This window comes from Herbiconiux liukaitaii, from assembly GCF_041927495.1.
Classification (GTDB): Bacteria; Actinomycetota; Actinomycetes; order Actinomycetales; family Microbacteriaceae; genus Herbiconiux; species Herbiconiux liukaitaii.
In genome coordinates this window covers 358,482-376,137 of record NZ_JBHFHG010000002.1, presented here as the reverse complement: position 1 = coordinate 376,137, position 17,656 = coordinate 358,482, and the positions used below count along the sequence as shown (strand labels likewise).

Here is a 17,656-nt window from a genome sequence, read left to right as displayed (position 1 = left end):
AGGGTCAGCGCGCGGGGCGGGTGGCCAGGAGGGACGCCTGCGCCAGTCGCTCCGACGGGCGCGGCTCGCGGTCGAGCACGGTGTCGATCGCGAATCCGGCCTCGACGAGGGCAGCCGCCACTCCGGCGGTGTCGTGCAGGTAGGCGCTGAGCTCGACGTCGTGGCCGTACGGGCGGGCGATCCACCGCTCCCCCGCCCCTCGCTGGAAACCGACGAGCACGGACCCGCCCGGTCTGAGCACCCGCGCGAACTCGGAGTACACCGCGGGCAGCCCCTCGGGCGCCGTGTGGATGATCGAGTACCAGGCGAGCACCCCGTCGACCTCGTCGTCGCCGACCGGCAGTTCAGCGAGCTCGCCCTCCACGAAGACGACCTCCGGATGCGCCCGGCGCGCAACGGCGAGCATTCCCGGGGACAGATCGACGCCCCGGATGGTGAGCGAGTCATCCAACCCGGCCAGGTGCGCGACCATGCGCCCGGCTCCGCAGCCCGCATCGAGCACGCTGTCGCCGCCTCGCTCCCGGATCGACTCCACGAAGCGCCGCACCATCGCGAGGTCGAGATCCGACTCGTACCCCGTGTCGGGCAGCAGGCGGGCGTAGGACTCGGCGACGGTGTCGTAGGCCGCCCTCTCGACGTCGAGCGAACCCGACCGCGACCGCCCGTCCGCCTCGCCCACCACGATCACACGAGGCAGTTGGGGCCCAGGAGGGACTTGAGTTCGCCGTAGAGGTCTGCCGTGACCTGCACGGGGAACGGGATCTCGAAGACGCGCACGTTGTCGCTCTTCACGAGCTTGAGCCGCACCTCGGTGTCGCCCGCGTGCCGGATGAGCACGTCGTTGAGCGCCTGCACGGTGTCGGTGGTCGCCTTGTACTCGGCCAGCGAGATCTGGAGCGGGCCCGAGGAGCCCACCTGCCCGAGATCCGGCTGGAACAGGCTGAACGCGTGCAGGTTCATGCCGTCGTCGCGCAGCGACACCCGGCCGCGCACCACCACGATGGAGTCGTTCGTGAGCGCCGGACCGAACTCCTGGTACGTCTTGCCCATGAACATCGCGGTGATCTCGCCGTTGAAGTCCTCGACCGTGATCATGCCGTACTGGTTGCCCGAGTTCTTGGCCACGCGGTGCTGCACACTCGTGATGAGCCCCGCCACCGTGACCTGATCGCCGTCCTGCGTGTGCTCGCTCTCGAGCAGATCCAGGATCGACGTCGACGCCACCTTCGCGAGCGGGATCTCGAGACCCGCGAGCGGATGATCCGACACGTAGAGGCCGAGCATGTCGCGCTCGAAGGCGAGCTTGTCGCGCTTCGCCCACTCGGGGCGCACCGGGATGTCGTGCACCTCCTCCGGCGCATCCCACAGCGAGTCGAAGTCGAAGCCCACCTGCCCGTTGGCCTCGTTGCGCTTCTGCGACACCGCGTTGTCGATGAGGCCCTCGTGCACCTCGATGAGTGCGCGCCTGGTGGATCCGAGCGAGTCGAACGCGCCGGCCTTGATGAGCGACTCGATGGTGCGCTTGTTGGTGGCGCCGAGCGGGATCTTCTTGAGGAAGTCGCCGAACGAGGTGAACGCGCCCTTCTCCTCGCGCGCCGTCTTGATGAGCTCCACGACGTTCATGCCGACGTTTCGCACAGCACCCAGACCGAAGCGGATGTCGGTGCCGACGGCGGTGAAGAATCCGATCGACTCGTTGACATCGGGCGGCAGCACCTTGATGCCCATACGACGGCACTCGCTCAGGTAGAGCGCCATCTTGTCCTTCGAGTCGCCGACGCTCGTGAGGAGCGCCGCCATGTACTCGGCCGGGTAGTGCGCCTTGAGGTAGGCGGTCCAGTACGAGATGACGCCGTAGGCCGCCGAGTGCGCCTTGTTGAAGGCGTAGTCGGAGAAGGGCAGCAGGATGTCCCACAGCGTCTTGACGGCGGCCTCGGAGTAGCCGTTGTCGTGCATGCCCTTCGAGAAGCCCTCGTACTGCTTGTCGAGCTCGCTCTTCTTCTTCTTTCCCATCGCGCGACGCAGCAGGTCAGCCTGTGCGAGCGTGAAGCCGGCGAGCTTCTGCGCGATCGACATCACCTGCTCCTGGTACACGATGAGGCCGTAGGTCTGGCCGAGCACCTCGAGCAGGGGCTCGGCGAGCTCGGGGTGGATGGGCGTGATCGGCTGGATGCCGTTCTTGCGGAGCGCGTAGTTGGTGTGCGAATCCGCGCCCATGGGGCCAGGGCGGTAGAGGGCGAGCACAGCCGAGATGTCTTCGAAGTTGTCGGGCTTCATGAGCCGGAGGAGGCCGCGCATCGGCCCGCCGTCGAGCTGGAAGACGCCGAGCGTGTCGCCGCGGGCGAGCAGGTCGTAGGAGGGCTTGTCGTCGAGCTCGAGGGTCTCGAGCACCAGATCCTCACCCCGGTTGGCGCGGATGTTGTCGAGCGCGTCGTCGATGATGGTGAGGTTGCGGAGCCCCAGGAAGTCCATCTTGATGAGACCGAGCGACTCGGCCGCCGGGTAGTCGAACTGCGTGACGATCTGGCCGTCCTGCTCCCGCTTCATGATCGGGATGATGTCGATGAGCGGGTCGCTCGACATGATGACGCCGGCCGCGTGCACACCCCACTGCCGCTTGAGGTTCTCGATGCCGAGCGCGGTGTCGAAGACCGTGCGGGCCTCGGGATCCGACTCGATGACCGTGCGGATGTCGACGGCCTCCTTGAACCGCGGGTGGGTCTTGTCGAAGATGCCGCTGAGCGGGATGTCCTTGCCCATGATGGGCGGCGGCATGGCCTTCGTGAGCTTCTCGCCCATGCTGAAGGGGAAGCCGAGCACCCGGCCGGAGTCCTTGAGCGCCTGCTTGGCCTTGATGGTGCCGTAGGTCACGATCTGTGCCACACGCTCGTCGCCGTACTTCTCGGTGACGTACTTGATGACCTCGCCGCGGCGCCGGTCGTCGAAGTCGACGTCGAAGTCGGGCATGCTCACGCGGTCGGGGTTGAGGAACCGCTCGAAGATGAGGCCGTGCACGAGCGGGTCGAGGTCGGTGATCTTCATGGCGTACGCGGCCATCGATCCCGCACCGGAGCCACGGCCGGGGCCCACCCGGATGCCGTTGCGCTTCGACCAGTTGATGAAGTCGGCGACCACCAGGAAGTAGCCCGGGAAGCCCATCTGCTGGATGACGCCCACCTCGTAGTCGGCGCGCTCGCGCACCTCGCGGGTGACTCCGTTCGGGTAGCGCTCCTTGAGCCCCGCCTCGACCTCCTTCTCGAACCAGGTGGCCTCGGTCTCGCCCTCGGGCACCGGATAGCGGGGCATGTAGTTGGCCTTGGTGTCGAAGGCCACCTCGCATCGCTCGGCGATGAGGAGGGTGTTGTCGCACGCCTCGGGGTAGTCGCGGAAGAGCTGGCGCATCTCGGCGGCGCTCTTGAGGTAGAACTCGTCGGCGTCGAACTTGAAGCGGTTCGGATCGCTCAGCGTCGAACCCGACTGCACGCAGAGCAGTGCGGCGTGGCTCGTGGCGTCGTGGGCGTGCGTGTAGTGCAGGTCGTTGGTGGCGACGAGCGGCAGGTCGAGCTGCTTGGCGAGGCGCAGCAGGTCGGTCATGATGCGGCGCTCGATGTCGAGACCGTGGTCCATGATCTCGCAGAAGAAGTTCTCTTTGCCGAAGATGTCGCGGAAGTCACTCGCCGCCTTGACGGCCTCGTCGTACTGGCCGAGCCGGAGCCTCGTCTGGATCTCACCGCTCGGGCATCCGGTGGTGGCGATGAGGCCCTTGCCGTACTGGCTCAGCAGCTCGCGATCCATGCGGGGCTTGAAGTAGTAGCCCTCGATGCTGGCCTTGCTGCTGAGCCGGAAGAGGTTGTGCATGCCCCCGGTGTTCTCGGAGAGCAGCGTCATGTGCGTGTACGCGCCGGCGCCCGAGACGTCGTCTCCCCCGCCGTTGCCCCAGCGGATGCGGGTCTTGTCGGTGCGGTGCGTGCCTGGGGTGAGGTAGGCCTCGGTGCCGATGATGGGCTTGATGCCGGCCTCCGTGGCGGTCTTCCAGAAGTCGAAGGCGCCGAAGACGTTGCCGTGGTCGGTGACGGCGACGGCCGGCATGCCCTGCTCGACCGCGGCCTCGATGAGGGGTTTGACCCGGGCCGCGCCGTCGAGCATCGAGTATTCGCTGTGCACGTGCAGGTGCACGAAGGAGTCGTTCGAGGGCACTGATTCTCCGGCTGTCTCGGCGTGGGTACCAAGTCTAAACGCCGAGCCCCCACCCCCCACCGGCGTGTCGCCGCATCCGCTATTCTGATATTTATTCATTAAACGCTTGCCATTGGGAAGATAGCTTCTTGTAGTCGGCTCATGGCTAAACGGCGACCGGGACGACTGTTCCCCCTGGAGTTCGACATCCTGGAGTGCGGGCTCGTTCTGCAGCTCCGAGACGGCACCTTCTACGGTTTCGCGCTGGCTCGCGAGCTGGCGGATCGCGACGGTGCGGGACTGACGGCGCACGGCACGCTGTACAAGGCTCTGAGCCGCATGAAGGACTCGGGTCTCCTTGCGGCCGACTGGGAAGACGCGGACTCGGCCGAGGTCGAGAATCGACCTCGACGCCGTCTGTACCGCGTGACAGGTGAAGGTGAGCTCGCGCTTCGCGCGGAACGTGCCCTCCTCGCCGCGGAACGACTTGCGGTCGGAAGAGGTGCTGCTTCGCCTGGGCTCACTCCGAGACCGGCGGGAGCGGTGACGACATGACGGTGATGCGTTCCCCGGAGTTCCGGCGTGCCAGCCGACGCGTGCTGCGCTGGGCTCGCTGGTACACCCGCGGGCTCGACACCGACATCGCAGGTGAGAGGCTCGAACAGCTCGCCTCCGACCTGCACGACCACGCGATCTGGGCGGAGGACGCCGGACTGAGCGCGGCGGAAGCGACGCGCGCCATGACGAGGCGAGGTCTCCGCGGCGCCGTGGACGACGTGAGCTGGCGCCGCGATCAGCTCCGTCGCAGGACGGGAGCCCTCAGCGCGGCGAACTCGAAGCGGCGCGGAACGGCGATGCTCCTGGCTGTCGGATCCATGGGACTTGTGCTGATCTCATCGGGATCGGCGGCTCTCATCAAGGCGACCAGGTTCTACGTGATCCAAGACGACGAGGCCATCGCCGCACCACTTGTCTTCCTGGCGATCTCCCTGGCGGTCGCAGCGGGCGGGATGCTGCTGCTTGTTCCATCGCGGACCCGCTTTCTGGGCGCCGGCGCCCTCGGGGCCTCCGCAGCCTTCATCGTCCAGAACTCGTTCGACACTCTGCTCTACAGCAGCGCGCTCGTGAATCAGGTGATGTACCTCGACCCGGTCTGGCCGCTTCCCAAGTACGTACTCATCGGGGCCCTGATGATGTATTTCGCCGCTGCTGCGCTCTGGTGGTCCCCCACTCGCGTCAGCTCCAACCTCACCGAGGAGGCCCGCTGATGCGGAAGAAGATCGCTGTCGCTGCCTGTGCTCTCGCCGGCGTCGCCGTGCTTGTTTCGGGAGCGTTGATCGGCGCTGGGATGCTCACCGCCGCGAGCGCCCAGTCGCAGGGAGCACCGGTGCCCGTCACCGTCCTCGACGACGGTTCGGTGCCCGTGGAGGAGCAGACACCCTCCCCAGTGGTGTCGAACCTGCCTGCTGCGATGATCGCGGGCTTGCCCGAGTACTCGGCCGAGCATGATCGCGAAACGTACATACGGGTGCAGACGTGGATCAAGATCTGCATGGGTGAACAGGCCGGCCACAGCTACTCGTTCGAGCCGGCACCCGCCGAGGGAGACGTCACCGGGCTCGTCTCGACGGGATTCATCCCGTTCCCTGCGGAGTTCGATCAGCACGAGCAGATCGCCTTGTACGGCGAGGCCGACAATCTTCTCCCGGCATACGACTGGAACCGAGGTGGCTGCTACGGCGAAGCACTCCACAAAGCCGGCCTCCTCGATGGGGGCGTGTCCACCTTCTCCGAATCCGAGCTGGCCCGCATTGCCGACGTCTACGAGTCGATGGCTTACCCACCCGCTGAGACATCAGGAGGACGTGGCGCTCCGGGGGACTCCGTGGACGCAACGGTGTTCGCCACCATCGATGCGGCGATCACGACCTGCATGGCAGAACACGGGATCGACCACTCCCACATGCCGGCTTCGAACCCCGACGGGTCGGTGTCGCTTCGGAACGGCTCCTTCTCGTGGGAACCGATCAGTGGCGAGCGGACTGAATCGTTCTACGACGACGCGCTCGTCACCCTCTTCGGTCAGCCCCAGGCTGTCGATGCCCCCTACGACTGGTCTGAAGGCGGCTGCTACGGAGAAGCGATTCATGAGGCGGGAATCGCGGGCGCCGAGTAACCGGATCCGCTGCAGGAGAGCAGTGACCACCCTCAGCTGGCCCCCGGTCAGAGGCGGGCGTAGCGGGCTCTGGCGAAGGTGTAGATGCCGTAGGCGATGAGGCCGAGGCCCACCGCCACGAGGATCACGACGCCGAACGGGAGCTCGGCGAGCGACTTGAGGGCGCCGTCGAGACCGGTGGCGCTCTCGGGGTCGACCGTGACGGCGGCGACCACGAAGAGGATGCCGACCACGACCACCGCGATGCCCTTCGCCACGTAGCCCACGATGCCGAGGGTGCGCACGGCCTTGCCTTTCGTGCCCGAGGGGATGCTGAGATCCTCCTCGAACTTCTTGGTGACGCCCTTGAAGATGAAGTAGCCGCCGACACCCACCGCGATCAGGCCGACGAGGCCGAGCAGGAGCGGACCGCCGGGGAGGGACAGGACGTTCGCGCTGGCCTGCTGCGTGGAGTCGCTGTTGCTCGTCGACCCGCCCTGCGCGAACGTGAGTGCCGTGACACCCAGCGCGATGTAGGCGATCGCCTTGGCCACCGAGATCAGGCTGCGCACCCAGCGCTTGTCGGACGAGGATCCGAGACCCAGCACGGCCTGCACGATGAGCCAGAGCCCGAGGGCGAACAGGCCGATGACGACCACCCACAGCAGCACGGCCCCGGCCGGGAGCTTCGAGATCTCGGACATGGCGCCCGACTGGTCGCTGCTCTCGCCGCCGTCGTTGAAGGCGACGCGGATGGCGAGGAAGCCCAGCAGGAGGTGCACGAGGCCGCTCGCGGCGAATCCGACTCTGGCGAGCACGGTGAGGGCCTTGCTGTTGCCTGCGGAGCGGGCTGCGCTCTTCGTCTTGGCTCGGGTGCTCATGGGGGCCTTTCGGGCTCAGGGGCGGGAGGGGGTGAGATGCACCGTTCGGCGCACGTCGATGGCGATGATGGCGCCGAGGATGACCATCGAGAGCGCGATCGAGGCTGTCGTGTCGCTGATCCAGTGGTAGCCGAGGTAGAGGCGGCTGACGATCTGCGCCGCGATCGACACGACGGCGAAGGCGAACGCGGCGACCGTGAACCACGTGCGCTGGATGCGGCTCGCGAGCAGGTACGCGGTGATGAGCAGGAAGTCGGAGGTGCCGAGCACGTGGCCGGAGGGGAAGGAGAAGGAATGGTCCGGGCCGAACAGCATCTGCCCCACGGGCGGGCGCGGATGCTGCACGAGCGGCGCGAGCAGCAGCGCGAGGGCGACCCCGGTGACCATGCCGCAGGCGAGCAGGATCGGGCGCCACAGATGGCGGGCGGCGATGATCCAGACGATGAGCACGACGAGGATGATGACCGGGAGCGCCACGGGCCCGAACGCCACGGCCAGGACGATCATGAAGGTCGTGACGGTGCTGTCGACCCTCGCGTTGAACCACGCCTCCACGGGGGCGTCGAGGCGCTCGAAGCCCGACTGGGTCACGACCCCCGTGAGCACCACGACGAAGAGCACCGCTCCGACCGCGATGAGGGTGCCCGCGGTGATGGTGAGGCGGCGGCGCGCTGTGCGGTCGAGGTAGCGCTCCTCGACGAGGAACTTCTCGCGCCAGGTGGAGAGGCGGCCGGGGGCGGCGACGGTCACGGCAGGTCGACCCCTCTCGGCACGGTGAGCGGACCGCACCGGCCCCTGACCTGCCTACCATGATTGGGTCAACAGCGATTGAGCGACCGCGGCCGAGACCGCGACCGCGACCGCGACCGGACTCAGGCGACGGGGAACGGCGACCTGGTCAGCTCCTCGGAGATCGCCCAGATGCGGGCGGCGTCCTCAGGGCTGCGCAGGCGGGAGTAGAGCTTCTGCTCGGCGGGGCCGCCGCCGAGGTGACCGGGGCCGCGGGGGCCGTAGAACGCTCCCCCGCGCGCGTCGGGCGAGGTGGCGGCCAGGAGCGCGGGGAGCGCCGCGGTCTCGGGTGTGCCGACGAGGAGACCGCGGGCGGAGAGCCAGCGGATCATCCGCACTCCCGTCGTATCCGCATCCCGGCCCAGTTCCGGACGGGCCGCGAGCAGGCTCGTGGGCGCGACACCCGGGTGCGAGAGGGTGCTCGTGATGCCCCACCCGTGCTGCTCGCTCTGCCGCTGGAGCTCGAGGGCGAAGAGACCCATCGCGATCTTCGACTGGCTGTAGGCGCGCATGCCGTCGTAGCGGCGCTCCCAGTTGAGGTCGTCCCAGTTGATGGCCCCCTGGTTCGCCGAGACGCTCAGCTGCGAGGTGACGCGGGCGCTGCCCGCCCTGAGCAGCGGCAGGAGGTGCGAGACCAGGGCGACGTGGCCGAGGTGGTTGGTGCCGAACTGCGACTCGAAGCCGTCGGCGGTGATCTGACGCTCCGGAGGGGTCATGACGCCGGCGTTGTTGATGAGCAGGTGGATGGGCTCGGCCTCGCGGCGCAGGGTCTCCCCGAGGGCCGCGACGGAGTCGAGGCTGGCCAGGTCGAGCTCCCTGAGCTCGACGACGGCCGCGGGGGCGGCCTCGCGGATGCGGGCTCGTGCCGCCTCCCCCTTGCGGGTGCTGCGCACGGGCAGCAGCACGGTGGCACCGGCCTGAGCGAGGCGGGTGGCGATGCGAAGGCCGATGCCGTCGCTGCCTCCGGTGACGACCGCGCGGGTTGCGGTGAGGTCGGGGATGGGGATGTCGGTCGGTGTGCGTGGCATGGGGGCTCCTTGGTTGAGGCGGTGGTCCGACTCTCGCCGACGCGCCGCCCGCCATCCAGGACTCGTCAGGTCACTGTTGCCGGGAGCCCCTGGGCGGTACAAACGGAACATGACGATCGACAGAACGGGACTCGCGGGGTACCTGCTGCACCGGCGCGAGACGCTGCAGCCGGAGGATGTGGGGCTCCCCCGCGGTCGGCGTCGGCGCACGACCGGGCTCCGCCGCGAGGAGGTCGCCGTGCTGTGCCATATGTCGACCGACTACTACGCACGGCTCGAACGCGGCACGGGGCCGCAGCCGTCGGAGCAGATGGTGGCCTCGATCGCGCAGGGGCTGCACCTCTCGGTCGACGAGCGCGACCACCTGTTCCGGCTCGCCGGCCACCACCCGCCCACGCGCGGCGCTCTGAGCGACCACGTGGGCCCCGGACTGCTGCGCATCCTGGACCGCCTGCAGGACACGCCGGCGGAGATCACGACCGAGCTCGGCGAGACCCTTCGGCAGACGCCGCTCGGTGTGGCGCTCACGGGGGTGACGACCGAGTTCTCGGGGCCGTTCCGGAGCATCGGGTACCGGTGGTTCGTGGATCCGTCGAGCCGTGGGCTGTATGCGCCGTCGGAGCACGAGTTCCTCTCGCGGCTCTGGGTGTCGGGCCTGCGGGAGGTGTCGACGCGGCGCGGGCCGGACTCGCGGGGCGCCCACTACGTGCAGGAGCTGCTGGAGGTGAGTGCCGAGTTCCGGGAGCTGTGGAAGCGGCAGGACGTGGGGGTGCGCCCGAGCGAGACGAAGCACTTCATGCACCCCGAGCTCGGCGAGCTCGAGCTCTCGTGCCAGAACCTCGTGGACCCGGCCTCGTCGCACGTGCTCCTGGTCTACACGGCCCCGCCGGGCACCCCCTCCCACGACAAGCTCCAGCTCCTCGCCGTGCTCGGCGCCCACCCCTTCCCCACCCCCTGACGCGGCCTGCTCCGCTCACTCGAATGTGGGCGGCGGCGGCACGGGTGGTGCGCGGAACGATGAGGACAGGATCGACTCGACCAGCTCGAACAGCCGTGGGCTGAACTCATCGCCCGGATAGAACTCTGCGTAGAGCGTCTCAGCGTGCTCGACTGTATCGATTCCGGTCGCGTGCAGAAGAACTGCCAAGTCCTCGGCCTCACGCAGGTATCTCTTCTCCGCCGCGAAGAGCTTCATTGCGAGGAGCGTCTCGGCTGAGGCGATCTGTATCACCACGTCGTCGCGGTCGTAGACGGTTCGCCACTCCGCTGAGCGCCCGTAGCCGTGCGGCACGAACTGCGCAGCACTGTCATTGACCCAGTCCTGTGGCCATCCGCGGGTTGCCGCGATCTTCTCGGCGGCTGCGATGATCACCTCCGGCGGAGTCAACGGGCCGTCCACGTCACGAGTCGCTCGACGACCCGCGTCGAGCATGAGAGCGATCGCGGCTCCGCCCACGATCTGCAGTCTCGCTCGATGGCCGTCTGTACGCAGCGATACCACCAGATCTCGGAGTCCGTCGATGATCTCCTCGCGGGTCAGAGTGATCTTCCGGGGATGAGACGGTTGCCGGGGGTCGCTGCTCGAAGCGCTCATGCCGCGGAGAGTTCACCCTCTTCGATCAGGATGCCCCTGCGCCGCAGCGGCTCGGGGACCCGATCCTCATTCGCTCGGAGCGCCAGCGCAAAGCTGGTTCGCTGTGGCTCCCACGGCTGATCTCGTCGACCTCGACGGTTCACGATCCAGTCGGGAAGGGGCGCTCCGGCCTGCTGCAGCCGCCATTCGGCCAAGCCTGCGATCGCATCGTCCCACCTGGTGCCGGTACGACCTGGCTCCTCGACCGTCAGCAGAAGTCGATCCACAGCGGAGACCGCGGCCAGGTCGTTCGCCAGCTGGAGGAAGGTCCTGTATGCGGCCGGCGAATCGCCGGTGCCCTCCGTCTCGGCGATTCCCTCGATCGTCTCGGCCGCCGATACGCGCCCGTCTGTCTTGACCGGTACGAACCGAATCCCGAGAGCCGTGGCGATCTTCGCGGCGGTCGCCGTGGTCGGGTCTCTGAGACCTCGCTCGATGGCCGAGAGATTGCCTGCACCGACTCCGGAGGTGGAGGCGACAGATCTCAAGGAGATCCCGGCGTTCTCCCTCGCTCTCCGCAGTGACGATGCGATTCCCACGACAGTCCCTTCGTTTTCTAATACGATAACACTTCGCGCCTATGATTGACCATATCTCAGTTCCGCTCCGTGGTGGCGGTCTCGAGGGCGTGCTGGAGGCGGGCGTCTACGTGGAGGGTGATGCGGCCGTCGGGGGTGGTGGATGACACGCGGCTCACGATGCCGTCGCGGGAGAAGTGCACGTCGGGCGAGATGACTCCCCCGGGCACGAGGCCGTCGCCCACGATCTGCACGGTGTAGGCGACGAGCTGCTGCACCGCTCCGATGGTCTCGGGGCCCGTGATGGGGAGCGCCACGAGCATGTGCCGGTGGGGCACGGTGAAGAGCGTGCCCCACGGAGCCGATCCGAGCACCGCGGGCAGGTTCGCCGCCTTCGACGCGGTGAACAGCGAGTCGCCGACGATCACCTCGATGCCCGGGAACGGCTCGAAGCGTCGGTCGACGGGCTCCGCGTCGGTGTTGAGCTGGCCGAACGCGTAGAGCTCGTCGAGGCCGAGCGCGAGGGTCCCGACGTTGGCGTCGGTCACGAGCACGACCGTGGTGGGAAGTCGAGGCAGAGCACCGAGATGATGCCCTCGGAGAACGGCCGCGCGTAGTCGAAGGTGGGCTGGCCGGGGGCACTCTCCACAGCGCTCAGGAGGCGGGTGCGCACCTGCTGCCGCAGCTGCTCGGGCGAGAGCTCGCCCGGCGCGCGGGAGTCGTCGCCCGCGAGGAGGGAGTCGAGGTGGGCGGCCACGATCTGCTCGGCGGCGGAGATCGGCACGTCCTCGGTCTTGGCGAAGACGTTGAAGAGCGGATAGCGCTGCGTGTCGGCACCCACGAGCACCACGTCCTGGGGTTGCGGCCCGTGCAGCACGGTGGTCTCGACGCCGCGCTCCGCGAGGATGCGGCGGGCGGTCGACGTGACCCATTCGAACCGGTCCGCGGGCTGGGGGTCGCCGCCTCGCCGCTTGAAGAACCTCATGAGCTCCGCCTCTGCAGGTCGCGGATGATGGAGCCGAGCACACCGGAGGCGAGGAGGCCTGAACCCAAGGGGCCCGACTGGTCCTCGCCGAGGGGTGGGAGTCGGCGAAGAGCGGCCGCGGCGGGCGCGTCGAGGTGGGCGAGCTGCCAGGCGACCTCGTCGTCGGTTGCCGTCGGCCGATCCGGAGCCGCGAGCCCGGCGGCCTTGGCGGCGTAGGCGGCGGCTCCGAGGGCGTGCGCACCCATGTGCGCCACACCGGAGGCCTGCCCCGCCGCTCGCGCCGCGGCGATCGCTGCGGGGGACGTGACGGACTGCGCCGCGCGACCGGCCTCGAAGCGGCGGCGGATCTGCCCGGCGGCGTCGAGCTCGCCGCGCGCGAAGGCCCGCGTGCGGTCGATCGCATCCCGCGGCCTCCCGTCATCCGGAGCCTCGCTCTCGAAGAGAGGCAGAACGCGTTCGACGCAGTCGGCGGCCCACACCGCCACGAGACGTCGGTCGGCGTCGCTCAGCGACTGCGGGGAGGCCATGCCAGCATCCTCACACATCGCCCGGAGCGAGCACAGGCCGAAGGGTCAGGGGCGAGGGGGCGCGAGGCCCACGGCCGGGAGGACGACGCCGTCGATGATGGAGAGGAAGTAGGCGCGGTCGGCCGGGCGCTGCGTCACGAGCAGACGGTAGGCGGTCATCGAGGGGGCGACCATGGCGATCGTCGCCACGTCGCAGTCGGCCGAGATCTCGCCCCGATCGATGGCGCGCTGGAACAGCCGGCGGTTGACCTCGGCGCGCGGCTCGACGATGGCCGAGTTGATGGCCTCCGCGAGCTCAGGAGACCGCGAGATCACCGAGATCAGCCCGCCCATGACCCGCAGCTTGCGATCGGCGTCCTCCACGGCGGCCGGCTTGACCATCGCCACGAGATCGCCGCGGAGCGTGCCCGTGTCGGGCAGGTTGTCGAGGTCGAGACCCTTGGACTTCATGCACGCCACCGCGTCGACGACGAGCTCGCCCTTCGACGGCCAGCGCCGGTAGAGCGTGGCCTTGCCCGCCTTGGCGCGGCCCGCGACCATCTCCATGGTCATGCCGTCATAGCCCACCTCGGCGAGCACCTCGATGGCGGCGTCGAGGATGTCGGCGTCGCGGGAGTGGTCGCGGCGCCGACCGAGGCGAGCGGCTGGTGCCTGGGGGTCCGGAGCGGTCGTGAGGTCGAGCGGCATCGTCGCGGCTCCTCCTTGGGGTCGGATCGATCGGGCGGTGGGCGAGCCCGATTCTTTCATGAGAAGTTTACAGAACTCATGGTATCCGAAACTAGCCGGTTCCGTATATAGTCCTTCTCATGCCTGAACTCCCCGACCGCGCGCCCTCGTCACGGCGCTGGCTCACGCTCACCACCGTCGCCCTCGCTCAACTCATGGTCGTGCTCGACGCGACCGTCGTGAACATCGCCCTCCCCTCCGCCCAGGCCGACCTCGGCTTCTCCGACGGCGACCGGCAGTGGATCGTGACCGCCTACTCCCTCGCCTTCGGCAGCCTGCTGCTGCTCGGCGGCCGGCTCTCCGACCTCATGGGTCGCAAGCGCGCCTTCATCATCGGCCTCATCGGCTTCGCCGCCGCCAGCGCCCTGGGCGGTGCCGCAGACTCGTTCGGCCTGCTCGTGGCGGCCCGCGCCCTGCAGGGCGTGTTCGGCGCGCTGCTCGCCCCCACCGCGCTCGCCGTGCTCACCACGACGTTCACCATCCCCAAGGAGCGGGCGCGCGCGTTCGGCATCTTCGGGGCGATCGCCGGAGCCGGTGGAGCCGTGGGCCTGCTGCTCGGCGGACTGCTCACCGAGAGCTTCAGCTGGCGCTGGAACCTCTACATCAACGTCGTGATCGCGATCATCGCCATCATCGGCGCCATCATCTTCGTGTCGACGCCGAAGCGCGAGGGCGCCAGGCCGAAGCTCGACCTGCCGGGCACCGTGCTCGTCTCCGGTGCGCTCTTCGCGCTCGTCTACGGGTTCTCGAGCGCCGAGACGAACGGCTGGGACTCCCCGCTCACGTGGGGGATGCTCGCCGGGAGCATCGTGCTGCTCGTGGCCTTCGTGCTCTGGCAGCGCCGCGCGGCGCATCCGCTGCTGCCCCTCGCGATCGTGCTCGACCGCAACCGCGGGGCCGCCTACATCTCGGTGCTCATCGCTGGGGCGGGGATGTTCGGCATCTTCCTCTTCGTGACGTACTACCTGCAGACGACCCTCGGGTACTCGCCCATCCAGACGGGGCTCGCGTTCCTGCCGATGATCCTGCTGCTCATCCTCGCCGCCCAGCTCGGCACGAACATCTTCGTGCCCCGGTTCGGCCCGAAGGCCGTGGTGCCCGTCGGCATGGCACTGGGCGCGCTCGGCATGGCGTACCTCACGCACCTCGACGTGGGCGCGGTGTACATCACCGACGTGATGCCGCCGCTCATGATCCTGGGCCTCGCGATGGGCACCATCATGCCCGCGTCGATCCAGACCGCGACCCTCGGCGTCGACCGCCGGTTCGCCGGCGTGGCCTCGGCCATGGTGAACACGAGCCAGCAGGTCGGTGGGTCGATCGGCACGGCACTGCTCAACACCCTCGCCGCCACGGCCGCGGCCAACTACGTGGCGTCGCACCTCCCGGCGGACGCGACGGTGGCCGCCGAGGCCGCCGTGCACAGCTACGCCACGGCGTACTGGTGGGGTGCCGGGTTCTTCGCGGTGGGAGCCGTGATCGCGGCGCTGCTGTTCCGGCGGAAGGGCGACGGGGTGACCGTGGGCACGGCGCTTCCGGATGCCGAGAAGACCGAGCCGGCCGCGGATCCGGTGCTCGGTCACTGAGCCCGGTAGATCACCGAGACCGGTAGAAGGGTTTCACAGAACTCAGCAGGTGCCTGGCTCCCGGCTCGACGAACATCACGTCGATCGGGCTGCTGAGCGAGTAGGTGGTGAGGGCCTGGCCGAGCTCGGTGCTGACGGTCTCGCGCAGGGTGGGGCCGCCGACGAGCACGAGCAGGTAGCTCTCGTCGACGGAACCCTCCTGAGGCGTGACCTTCCAGCCCAGCGTGGCTGAGACGACCTCCGGGTGGCGGGCGAACAGCGCGGCCAGCGCCTCGGTCATGCCGGGCGGCACTCGGGCCGGCTCGCCCACGAGCACCTCGGTGTTCTGCTTCACCACGCGCGGGGTGAGGGTGGCCGCTCCGTCGAGCAGCTGCCCGATCTCCCCCGGCAGGAACTGCTTGCCGTGCGCGGAGTGCGGGTTGAGCACGAAAGTGGCCCCGCGCGTCATCTCCCAGAGGGCGCGGCACGGCAGCGCCAGGAACCGGCGCTCGAAGCCGGGCACCGCGTCGAGCGTCTCGCGGAGGCGCTCCTCCGAGCTGTAGAACGGCTGCACCGATGTGCCGCCGGGGCCGAGCAGGTCGGCGAGGTTCACCGTGCGGTCGTCGGAGGCGGTGCCCGGCACGATGACCGTGCTCTCGAGCAGCGCCTCGAGGAAGGCGGGGGCGGCCGTCTGCTCCTTGGCGGCGGCGGCGAGCAGCGTCTCGATGTCGGGATGCGCGGGGTCGGTCATCCCCCGAGCGTATCCGGCACCGGCTCTCGCGGCGGGCCCGACGAGGGACCTCCGGGGCAGGGACCGCCCGGGTAGGGTGAAACCGATCCGAACACCCTGCACCACGCCCGAAGGAGTGCCCATGCCCACCACCGTGACCGGCGTCATCGCCCGAGCCAAGGGCGCCCCCGTGGAGCTCACGAGCATCGTCATCCCCGATCCCGGGCCGGGCGAGGCCGTGGTCGACATCGAGACCTGCGGGGTCTGCCACACCGACTTCCACTACCGCGAGGGCGGCATCAGCGACGACTTCCCCTTCCTGCTCGGCCACGAGGCCGCGGGCAGGGTGAGCGCGATCGGCGAGGGCGTCACGAACGTGGCCGTCGGCGACTTCGTGGTGCTCAACTGGCGGGCCGTGTGCGGCGAGTGCCGTGCCTGCGTGCGCGCCGAGCCGTGGTACTGCTTCAACACCTTCAACGCCACCCAGAAGATGACGCTCGAGGACGGCACCGAGCTCAGCCCGGCGCTCGGCATCGGCGCGTTCGCCGAGAAGACCCTCGTGCACGCCAAGCAGTGCACGAAGGTCGATCCGGCTGCCGATGCGGCCGCCGTGGGCCTGCTCGGCTGCGGCATCATGGCGGGCCTCGGCGCGGCGATGAACACCGGCAACGTGGGTCGGGGCGACTCGGTCGCGGTGATCGGATGCGGCGGTGTCGGCACGGCCGCCATCGTGGGCGCGCAGCTGGCGGGAGCGAGCACGATCATCGCCATCGACCGCGACCCCAAGAAGCTCGTGGCGGCGGAGAAGCTCGGCGCGACGCACGTGATCGACTCGAGCGGGCTCGACGAGGGCGGCGTGGTGGCGGCGGTGCAGGAGCTCACCGACTCGTTCGGGGCGGATGTCGTGATCGACGCGGTCGGCCGGCCCGAGACCTGGCGCCAGGCGTTCTACGCGCGGGACCTCGCGGGCACGGTCGTGCTCGTGGGGGTGCCGACACCCGACATGATGCTGTCGATCCCGCTGCTCGACGTGTTCGGCCGGGGCGGATCGCTCAAGTCGAGCTGGTACGGCGACTGCCTGCCCGAGCGCGACTTCCCCATGCTCACCGACCTGTTCCTGCAGGGCCGGCTGCCGCTCGACGAGTTCGTGACCGAGCGGATCGGCATCCGCGACATCGAGGGGGCCTTCTCCCGCATGGCGGGCGGCGACGTGCTGCGTTCGGTGGTGGTGCTCTGATGGGCGCGCGCATCGACCAGCTCGTGACGAGCGGCACCTTCAGCCTCGACGGCGGCACCTGGGACGTCGACAACAACGTGTGGATCGTGGGGGACGACGCCGAGTGCGTGGTCATCGATGCCGCCCACGACGCCTCCGCCATCCTCGCGGCCGTGGGCGACCGGACGCTCAAGGCCATCCTGCTCACGCACGCCCACGACGACCACATCGACGCCGTCGCCGAGGTGCAGGCGGCGACGGGTGCACCCGTGCACCTCCACGCCGACGACCGGATGCTCTGGGACGCGGTCTACCCCACCACCGCACCGAGCGCCGGCCTGGTCGACGGGCAGGTCATCGAGGTCGCGGGGGTCTCCCTCGAGGTGCTGCACACCCCTGGCCACTCCCCCGGCGCGGTCTGCTTCCACGCCGCAGCGCTCGGCACGGTCTTCACGGGCGACACCCTCTTCCAGGGTGGCCCGGGCGCCACCGGTCGCTCGTACAGCGACTTCCCCACCATCATCGACTCGATCACGGCAAAGCTCCTCAGCCTCCCCGCCGACACGGTCGTGCGCACGGGCCACGGCGACTCCACCACCGTCGCCGCCGAGTCGCCCCACCTCGAGGAGTGGGTGGCCCGCGGCCACTGACCACTAGGGGGACCCAGGTCTATTGTCGCGGGCTCGGGGGTGCGGCAGCCTGGGGCGGGGCTCGGTTCGACGTGCCC

General features: G+C 69.1%; 19 protein-coding genes. 7 read left to right on the top strand and 12 right to left on the bottom strand.

The window, feature by feature from the left end; genetic code table 11:
• Nucleotides 1–4: 4 nt before the first annotated feature.
• Together ACEXQC_RS02295 and dnaE are read right to left on the bottom strand one after the other, a co-directional pair.
• Nucleotides 5–688: a class I SAM-dependent DNA methyltransferase gene (locus ACEXQC_RS02295; RefSeq protein ID WP_374817936.1), complete on the bottom strand. Its 684-nt coding sequence runs from the start codon at nt 686–688 to the stop codon at nt 5–7.
• Nucleotides 685–4,146: a DNA polymerase III subunit alpha gene (gene dnaE / locus ACEXQC_RS02290; protein WP_374818842.1), complete on the bottom strand. Its 3,462-nt coding sequence runs from the start codon at nt 4,144–4,146 to the stop codon at nt 685–687. Before dnaE ends, ACEXQC_RS02295 begins: the two co-directional genes overlap by 4 nt.
• A gap of 192 nt (nt 4,147–4,338) precedes the next feature.
• Between dnaE and ACEXQC_RS02285 the strand changes: the two genes are divergently transcribed.
• The 3 genes from ACEXQC_RS02285 to ACEXQC_RS02275 are packed head-to-tail and all read left to right on the top strand — an operon-like array spanning nt 4,339 to nt 6,352.
• Nucleotides 4,339–4,731, top strand: a complete 393-nt coding sequence (locus ACEXQC_RS02285; RefSeq protein WP_374817935.1) for a PadR family transcriptional regulator — start codon at nt 4,339–4,341, stop codon at nt 4,729–4,731.
• A complete protein-coding gene (locus ACEXQC_RS02280) occupies nt 4,728–5,444 on the top strand; it encodes a hypothetical protein (RefSeq protein ID WP_374817933.1) in 717 nt (238 codons plus the stop codon). The genes ACEXQC_RS02285 and ACEXQC_RS02280 overlap by 4 nt, the downstream gene beginning before the upstream one ends.
• Entirely contained in the window at nt 5,444–6,352 is a 909-nt protein-coding gene (locus tag ACEXQC_RS02275; protein WP_374817931.1) for a hypothetical protein, read from the top strand. Before ACEXQC_RS02280 ends, ACEXQC_RS02275 begins: the two co-directional genes overlap by 1 nt.
• 47 nt (nt 6,353–6,399) lie before the next feature.
• On the opposite strand, the gene ACEXQC_RS02270 is transcribed toward ACEXQC_RS02275, so the two are convergent.
• The 3 genes from ACEXQC_RS02270 to ACEXQC_RS02260 all read right to left on the bottom strand — a co-directional run bounded on the left by ACEXQC_RS02270 (nt 6,400) and on the right by ACEXQC_RS02260 (nt 9,029).
• Nucleotides 6,400–7,212: a DUF1206 domain-containing protein gene (locus tag ACEXQC_RS02270; RefSeq protein ID WP_374817928.1), complete on the bottom strand. Its 813-nt coding sequence runs from the start codon at nt 7,210–7,212 to the stop codon at nt 6,400–6,402.
• A 15-nt stretch (nt 7,213–7,227) separates the two neighbouring features.
• Nucleotides 7,228–7,962 (bottom strand): phosphatase PAP2 family protein, encoded by a 735-nt coding sequence (locus ACEXQC_RS02265; RefSeq protein WP_374817926.1) that lies wholly within the window; start codon nt 7,960–7,962, stop codon nt 7,228–7,230.
• A 122-nt stretch (nt 7,963–8,084) separates the two neighbouring features.
• Nucleotides 8,085–9,029, bottom strand: a complete 945-nt coding sequence (locus ACEXQC_RS02260; protein WP_374817924.1) for an SDR family oxidoreductase — start codon at nt 9,027–9,029, stop codon at nt 8,085–8,087.
• A 109-nt stretch (nt 9,030–9,138) separates the two neighbouring features.
• Between ACEXQC_RS02260 and ACEXQC_RS02255 the strand changes: the two genes are divergently transcribed.
• Nucleotides 9,139–9,987 carry a helix-turn-helix transcriptional regulator gene (locus ACEXQC_RS02255; RefSeq protein ID WP_374817922.1) on the top strand — a complete coding sequence of 283 codons (849 nt, stop codon included), beginning with the start codon at nt 9,139–9,141 and terminating at the stop codon, nt 9,985–9,987.
• Nucleotides 9,988–10,002: 15 nt separating this feature from the next.
• Here the strand turns inward: ACEXQC_RS02255 and ACEXQC_RS02250 are convergent, their stop codons facing one another.
• Genes ACEXQC_RS02250 through ACEXQC_RS02225 form a run of 6 tightly spaced genes read right to left on the bottom strand, consistent with a single transcriptional unit; the run spans nt 10,003 to nt 13,379 of the window.
• Nucleotides 10,003–10,623, bottom strand: coding sequence for a hypothetical protein (locus ACEXQC_RS02250; protein ID WP_374817919.1), 621 nt, complete (start codon nt 10,621–10,623; stop codon nt 10,003–10,005).
• Nucleotides 10,620–11,201: a helix-turn-helix domain-containing protein gene (locus ACEXQC_RS02245; protein WP_374817917.1), complete on the bottom strand. Its 582-nt coding sequence runs from the start codon at nt 11,199–11,201 to the stop codon at nt 10,620–10,622. Before ACEXQC_RS02245 ends, ACEXQC_RS02250 begins: the two co-directional genes overlap by 4 nt.
• A 56-nt stretch (nt 11,202–11,257) precedes the next feature.
• Nucleotides 11,258–11,728 (bottom strand): hypothetical protein, encoded by a 471-nt coding sequence (locus ACEXQC_RS02240; RefSeq protein ID WP_374817915.1) that lies wholly within the window; start codon nt 11,726–11,728, stop codon nt 11,258–11,260.
• On the bottom strand, nt 11,725–12,165 hold the full coding sequence (locus ACEXQC_RS02235) for a hypothetical protein (RefSeq protein ID WP_374817913.1): 441 nt from the start codon (nt 12,163–12,165) through the stop codon (nt 11,725–11,727). Before ACEXQC_RS02235 ends, ACEXQC_RS02240 begins: the two co-directional genes overlap by 4 nt.
• Nucleotides 12,162–12,692, bottom strand: coding sequence for a putative immunity protein (locus tag ACEXQC_RS02230; RefSeq protein ID WP_374817911.1), 531 nt, complete (start codon nt 12,690–12,692; stop codon nt 12,162–12,164). Before ACEXQC_RS02230 ends, ACEXQC_RS02235 begins: the two co-directional genes overlap by 4 nt.
• Nucleotides 12,693–12,737: 45 nt before the next feature.
• The gene (locus ACEXQC_RS02225) at nt 12,738–13,379 is read right to left on the bottom strand and encodes a TetR/AcrR family transcriptional regulator (RefSeq protein WP_374817909.1); all 642 of its coding nucleotides are present in this window, start codon (nt 13,377–13,379) and stop codon (nt 12,738–12,740) included.
• 119 nt (nt 13,380–13,498) lie between these two features.
• On the opposite strand from ACEXQC_RS02225, the gene ACEXQC_RS02220 reads away from it, so the two are divergent.
• Nucleotides 13,499–15,004 carry an MFS transporter gene (locus ACEXQC_RS02220; RefSeq protein WP_374817907.1) on the top strand — a complete coding sequence of 502 codons (1,506 nt, stop codon included), beginning with the start codon at nt 13,499–13,501 and terminating at the stop codon, nt 15,002–15,004.
• A 10-nt stretch (nt 15,005–15,014) separates the two neighbouring features.
• Here ACEXQC_RS02220 and ACEXQC_RS02215 read toward each other — a convergent pair whose 3' ends face one another.
• Nucleotides 15,015–15,734 (bottom strand): enhanced serine sensitivity protein SseB C-terminal domain-containing protein, encoded by a 720-nt coding sequence (locus ACEXQC_RS02215; protein WP_374817905.1) that lies wholly within the window; start codon nt 15,732–15,734, stop codon nt 15,015–15,017.
• A gap of 121 nt (nt 15,735–15,855) precedes the next feature.
• Here ACEXQC_RS02215 and ACEXQC_RS02210 point away from each other — a divergent pair, with 121 nt between their 5' ends.
• Nucleotides 15,856–16,950 carry an S-(hydroxymethyl)mycothiol dehydrogenase gene (locus tag ACEXQC_RS02210; protein WP_374817903.1) on the top strand — a complete coding sequence of 365 codons (1,095 nt, stop codon included), beginning with the start codon at nt 15,856–15,858 and terminating at the stop codon, nt 16,948–16,950.
• A complete protein-coding gene (locus ACEXQC_RS02205) occupies nt 16,950–17,579 on the top strand; it encodes an MBL fold metallo-hydrolase (protein ID WP_374817901.1) in 630 nt (209 codons plus the stop codon). Before ACEXQC_RS02210 ends, ACEXQC_RS02205 begins: the two co-directional genes overlap by 1 nt.
• The last annotated feature ends 77 nt before the right edge of the window (nt 17,580–17,656 follow it).

Excerpts from the sequence above, each read along its gene's own strand:
- dnaE (WP_374818842.1), bottom strand. The coding sequence starts at position 4,146 with ATGCTCGACGGCGCGGCCCGGGTCAAACCCCTCATCGAGGCCGCGGTC.
- ACEXQC_RS02285 (WP_374817935.1), top strand. The coding sequence starts at position 4,339 with ATGGCTAAACGGCGACCGGGACGACTGTTCCCCCTGGAGTTCGACATC.
- ACEXQC_RS02280 (WP_374817933.1), top strand. The coding sequence starts at position 4,728 with ATGACGGTGATGCGTTCCCCGGAGTTCCGGCGTGCCAGCCGACGCGTG.
- ACEXQC_RS02275 (WP_374817931.1), top strand. The coding sequence starts at position 5,444 with ATGCGGAAGAAGATCGCTGTCGCTGCCTGTGCTCTCGCCGGCGTCGCC.
- ACEXQC_RS02270 (WP_374817928.1), bottom strand. The coding sequence starts at position 7,212 with ATGAGCACCCGAGCCAAGACGAAGAGCGCAGCCCGCTCCGCAGGCAAC.
- ACEXQC_RS02260 (WP_374817924.1), bottom strand. The coding sequence starts at position 9,029 with ATGCCACGCACACCGACCGACATCCCCATCCCCGACCTCACCGCAACC.
- ACEXQC_RS02255 (WP_374817922.1), top strand. The coding sequence starts at position 9,139 with ATGACGATCGACAGAACGGGACTCGCGGGGTACCTGCTGCACCGGCGC.
- ACEXQC_RS02250 (WP_374817919.1), bottom strand. The coding sequence starts at position 10,623 with ATGAGCGCTTCGAGCAGCGACCCCCGGCAACCGTCTCATCCCCGGAAG.
- ACEXQC_RS02235 (WP_374817913.1), bottom strand. The coding sequence starts at position 12,165 with ATGAGGTTCTTCAAGCGGCGAGGCGGCGACCCCCAGCCCGCGGACCGG.
- ACEXQC_RS02230 (WP_374817911.1), bottom strand. The coding sequence starts at position 12,692 with ATGGCCTCCCCGCAGTCGCTGAGCGACGCCGACCGACGTCTCGTGGCG.
- ACEXQC_RS02225 (WP_374817909.1), bottom strand. The coding sequence starts at position 13,379 with ATGCCGCTCGACCTCACGACCGCTCCGGACCCCCAGGCACCAGCCGCT.
- ACEXQC_RS02220 (WP_374817907.1), top strand. The coding sequence starts at position 13,499 with ATGCCTGAACTCCCCGACCGCGCGCCCTCGTCACGGCGCTGGCTCACG.
- ACEXQC_RS02215 (WP_374817905.1), bottom strand. The coding sequence starts at position 15,734 with ATGACCGACCCCGCGCATCCCGACATCGAGACGCTGCTCGCCGCCGCC.
- ACEXQC_RS02210 (WP_374817903.1), top strand. The coding sequence starts at position 15,856 with ATGCCCACCACCGTGACCGGCGTCATCGCCCGAGCCAAGGGCGCCCCC.
- ACEXQC_RS02205 (WP_374817901.1), top strand. The coding sequence starts at position 16,950 with ATGGGCGCGCGCATCGACCAGCTCGTGACGAGCGGCACCTTCAGCCTC.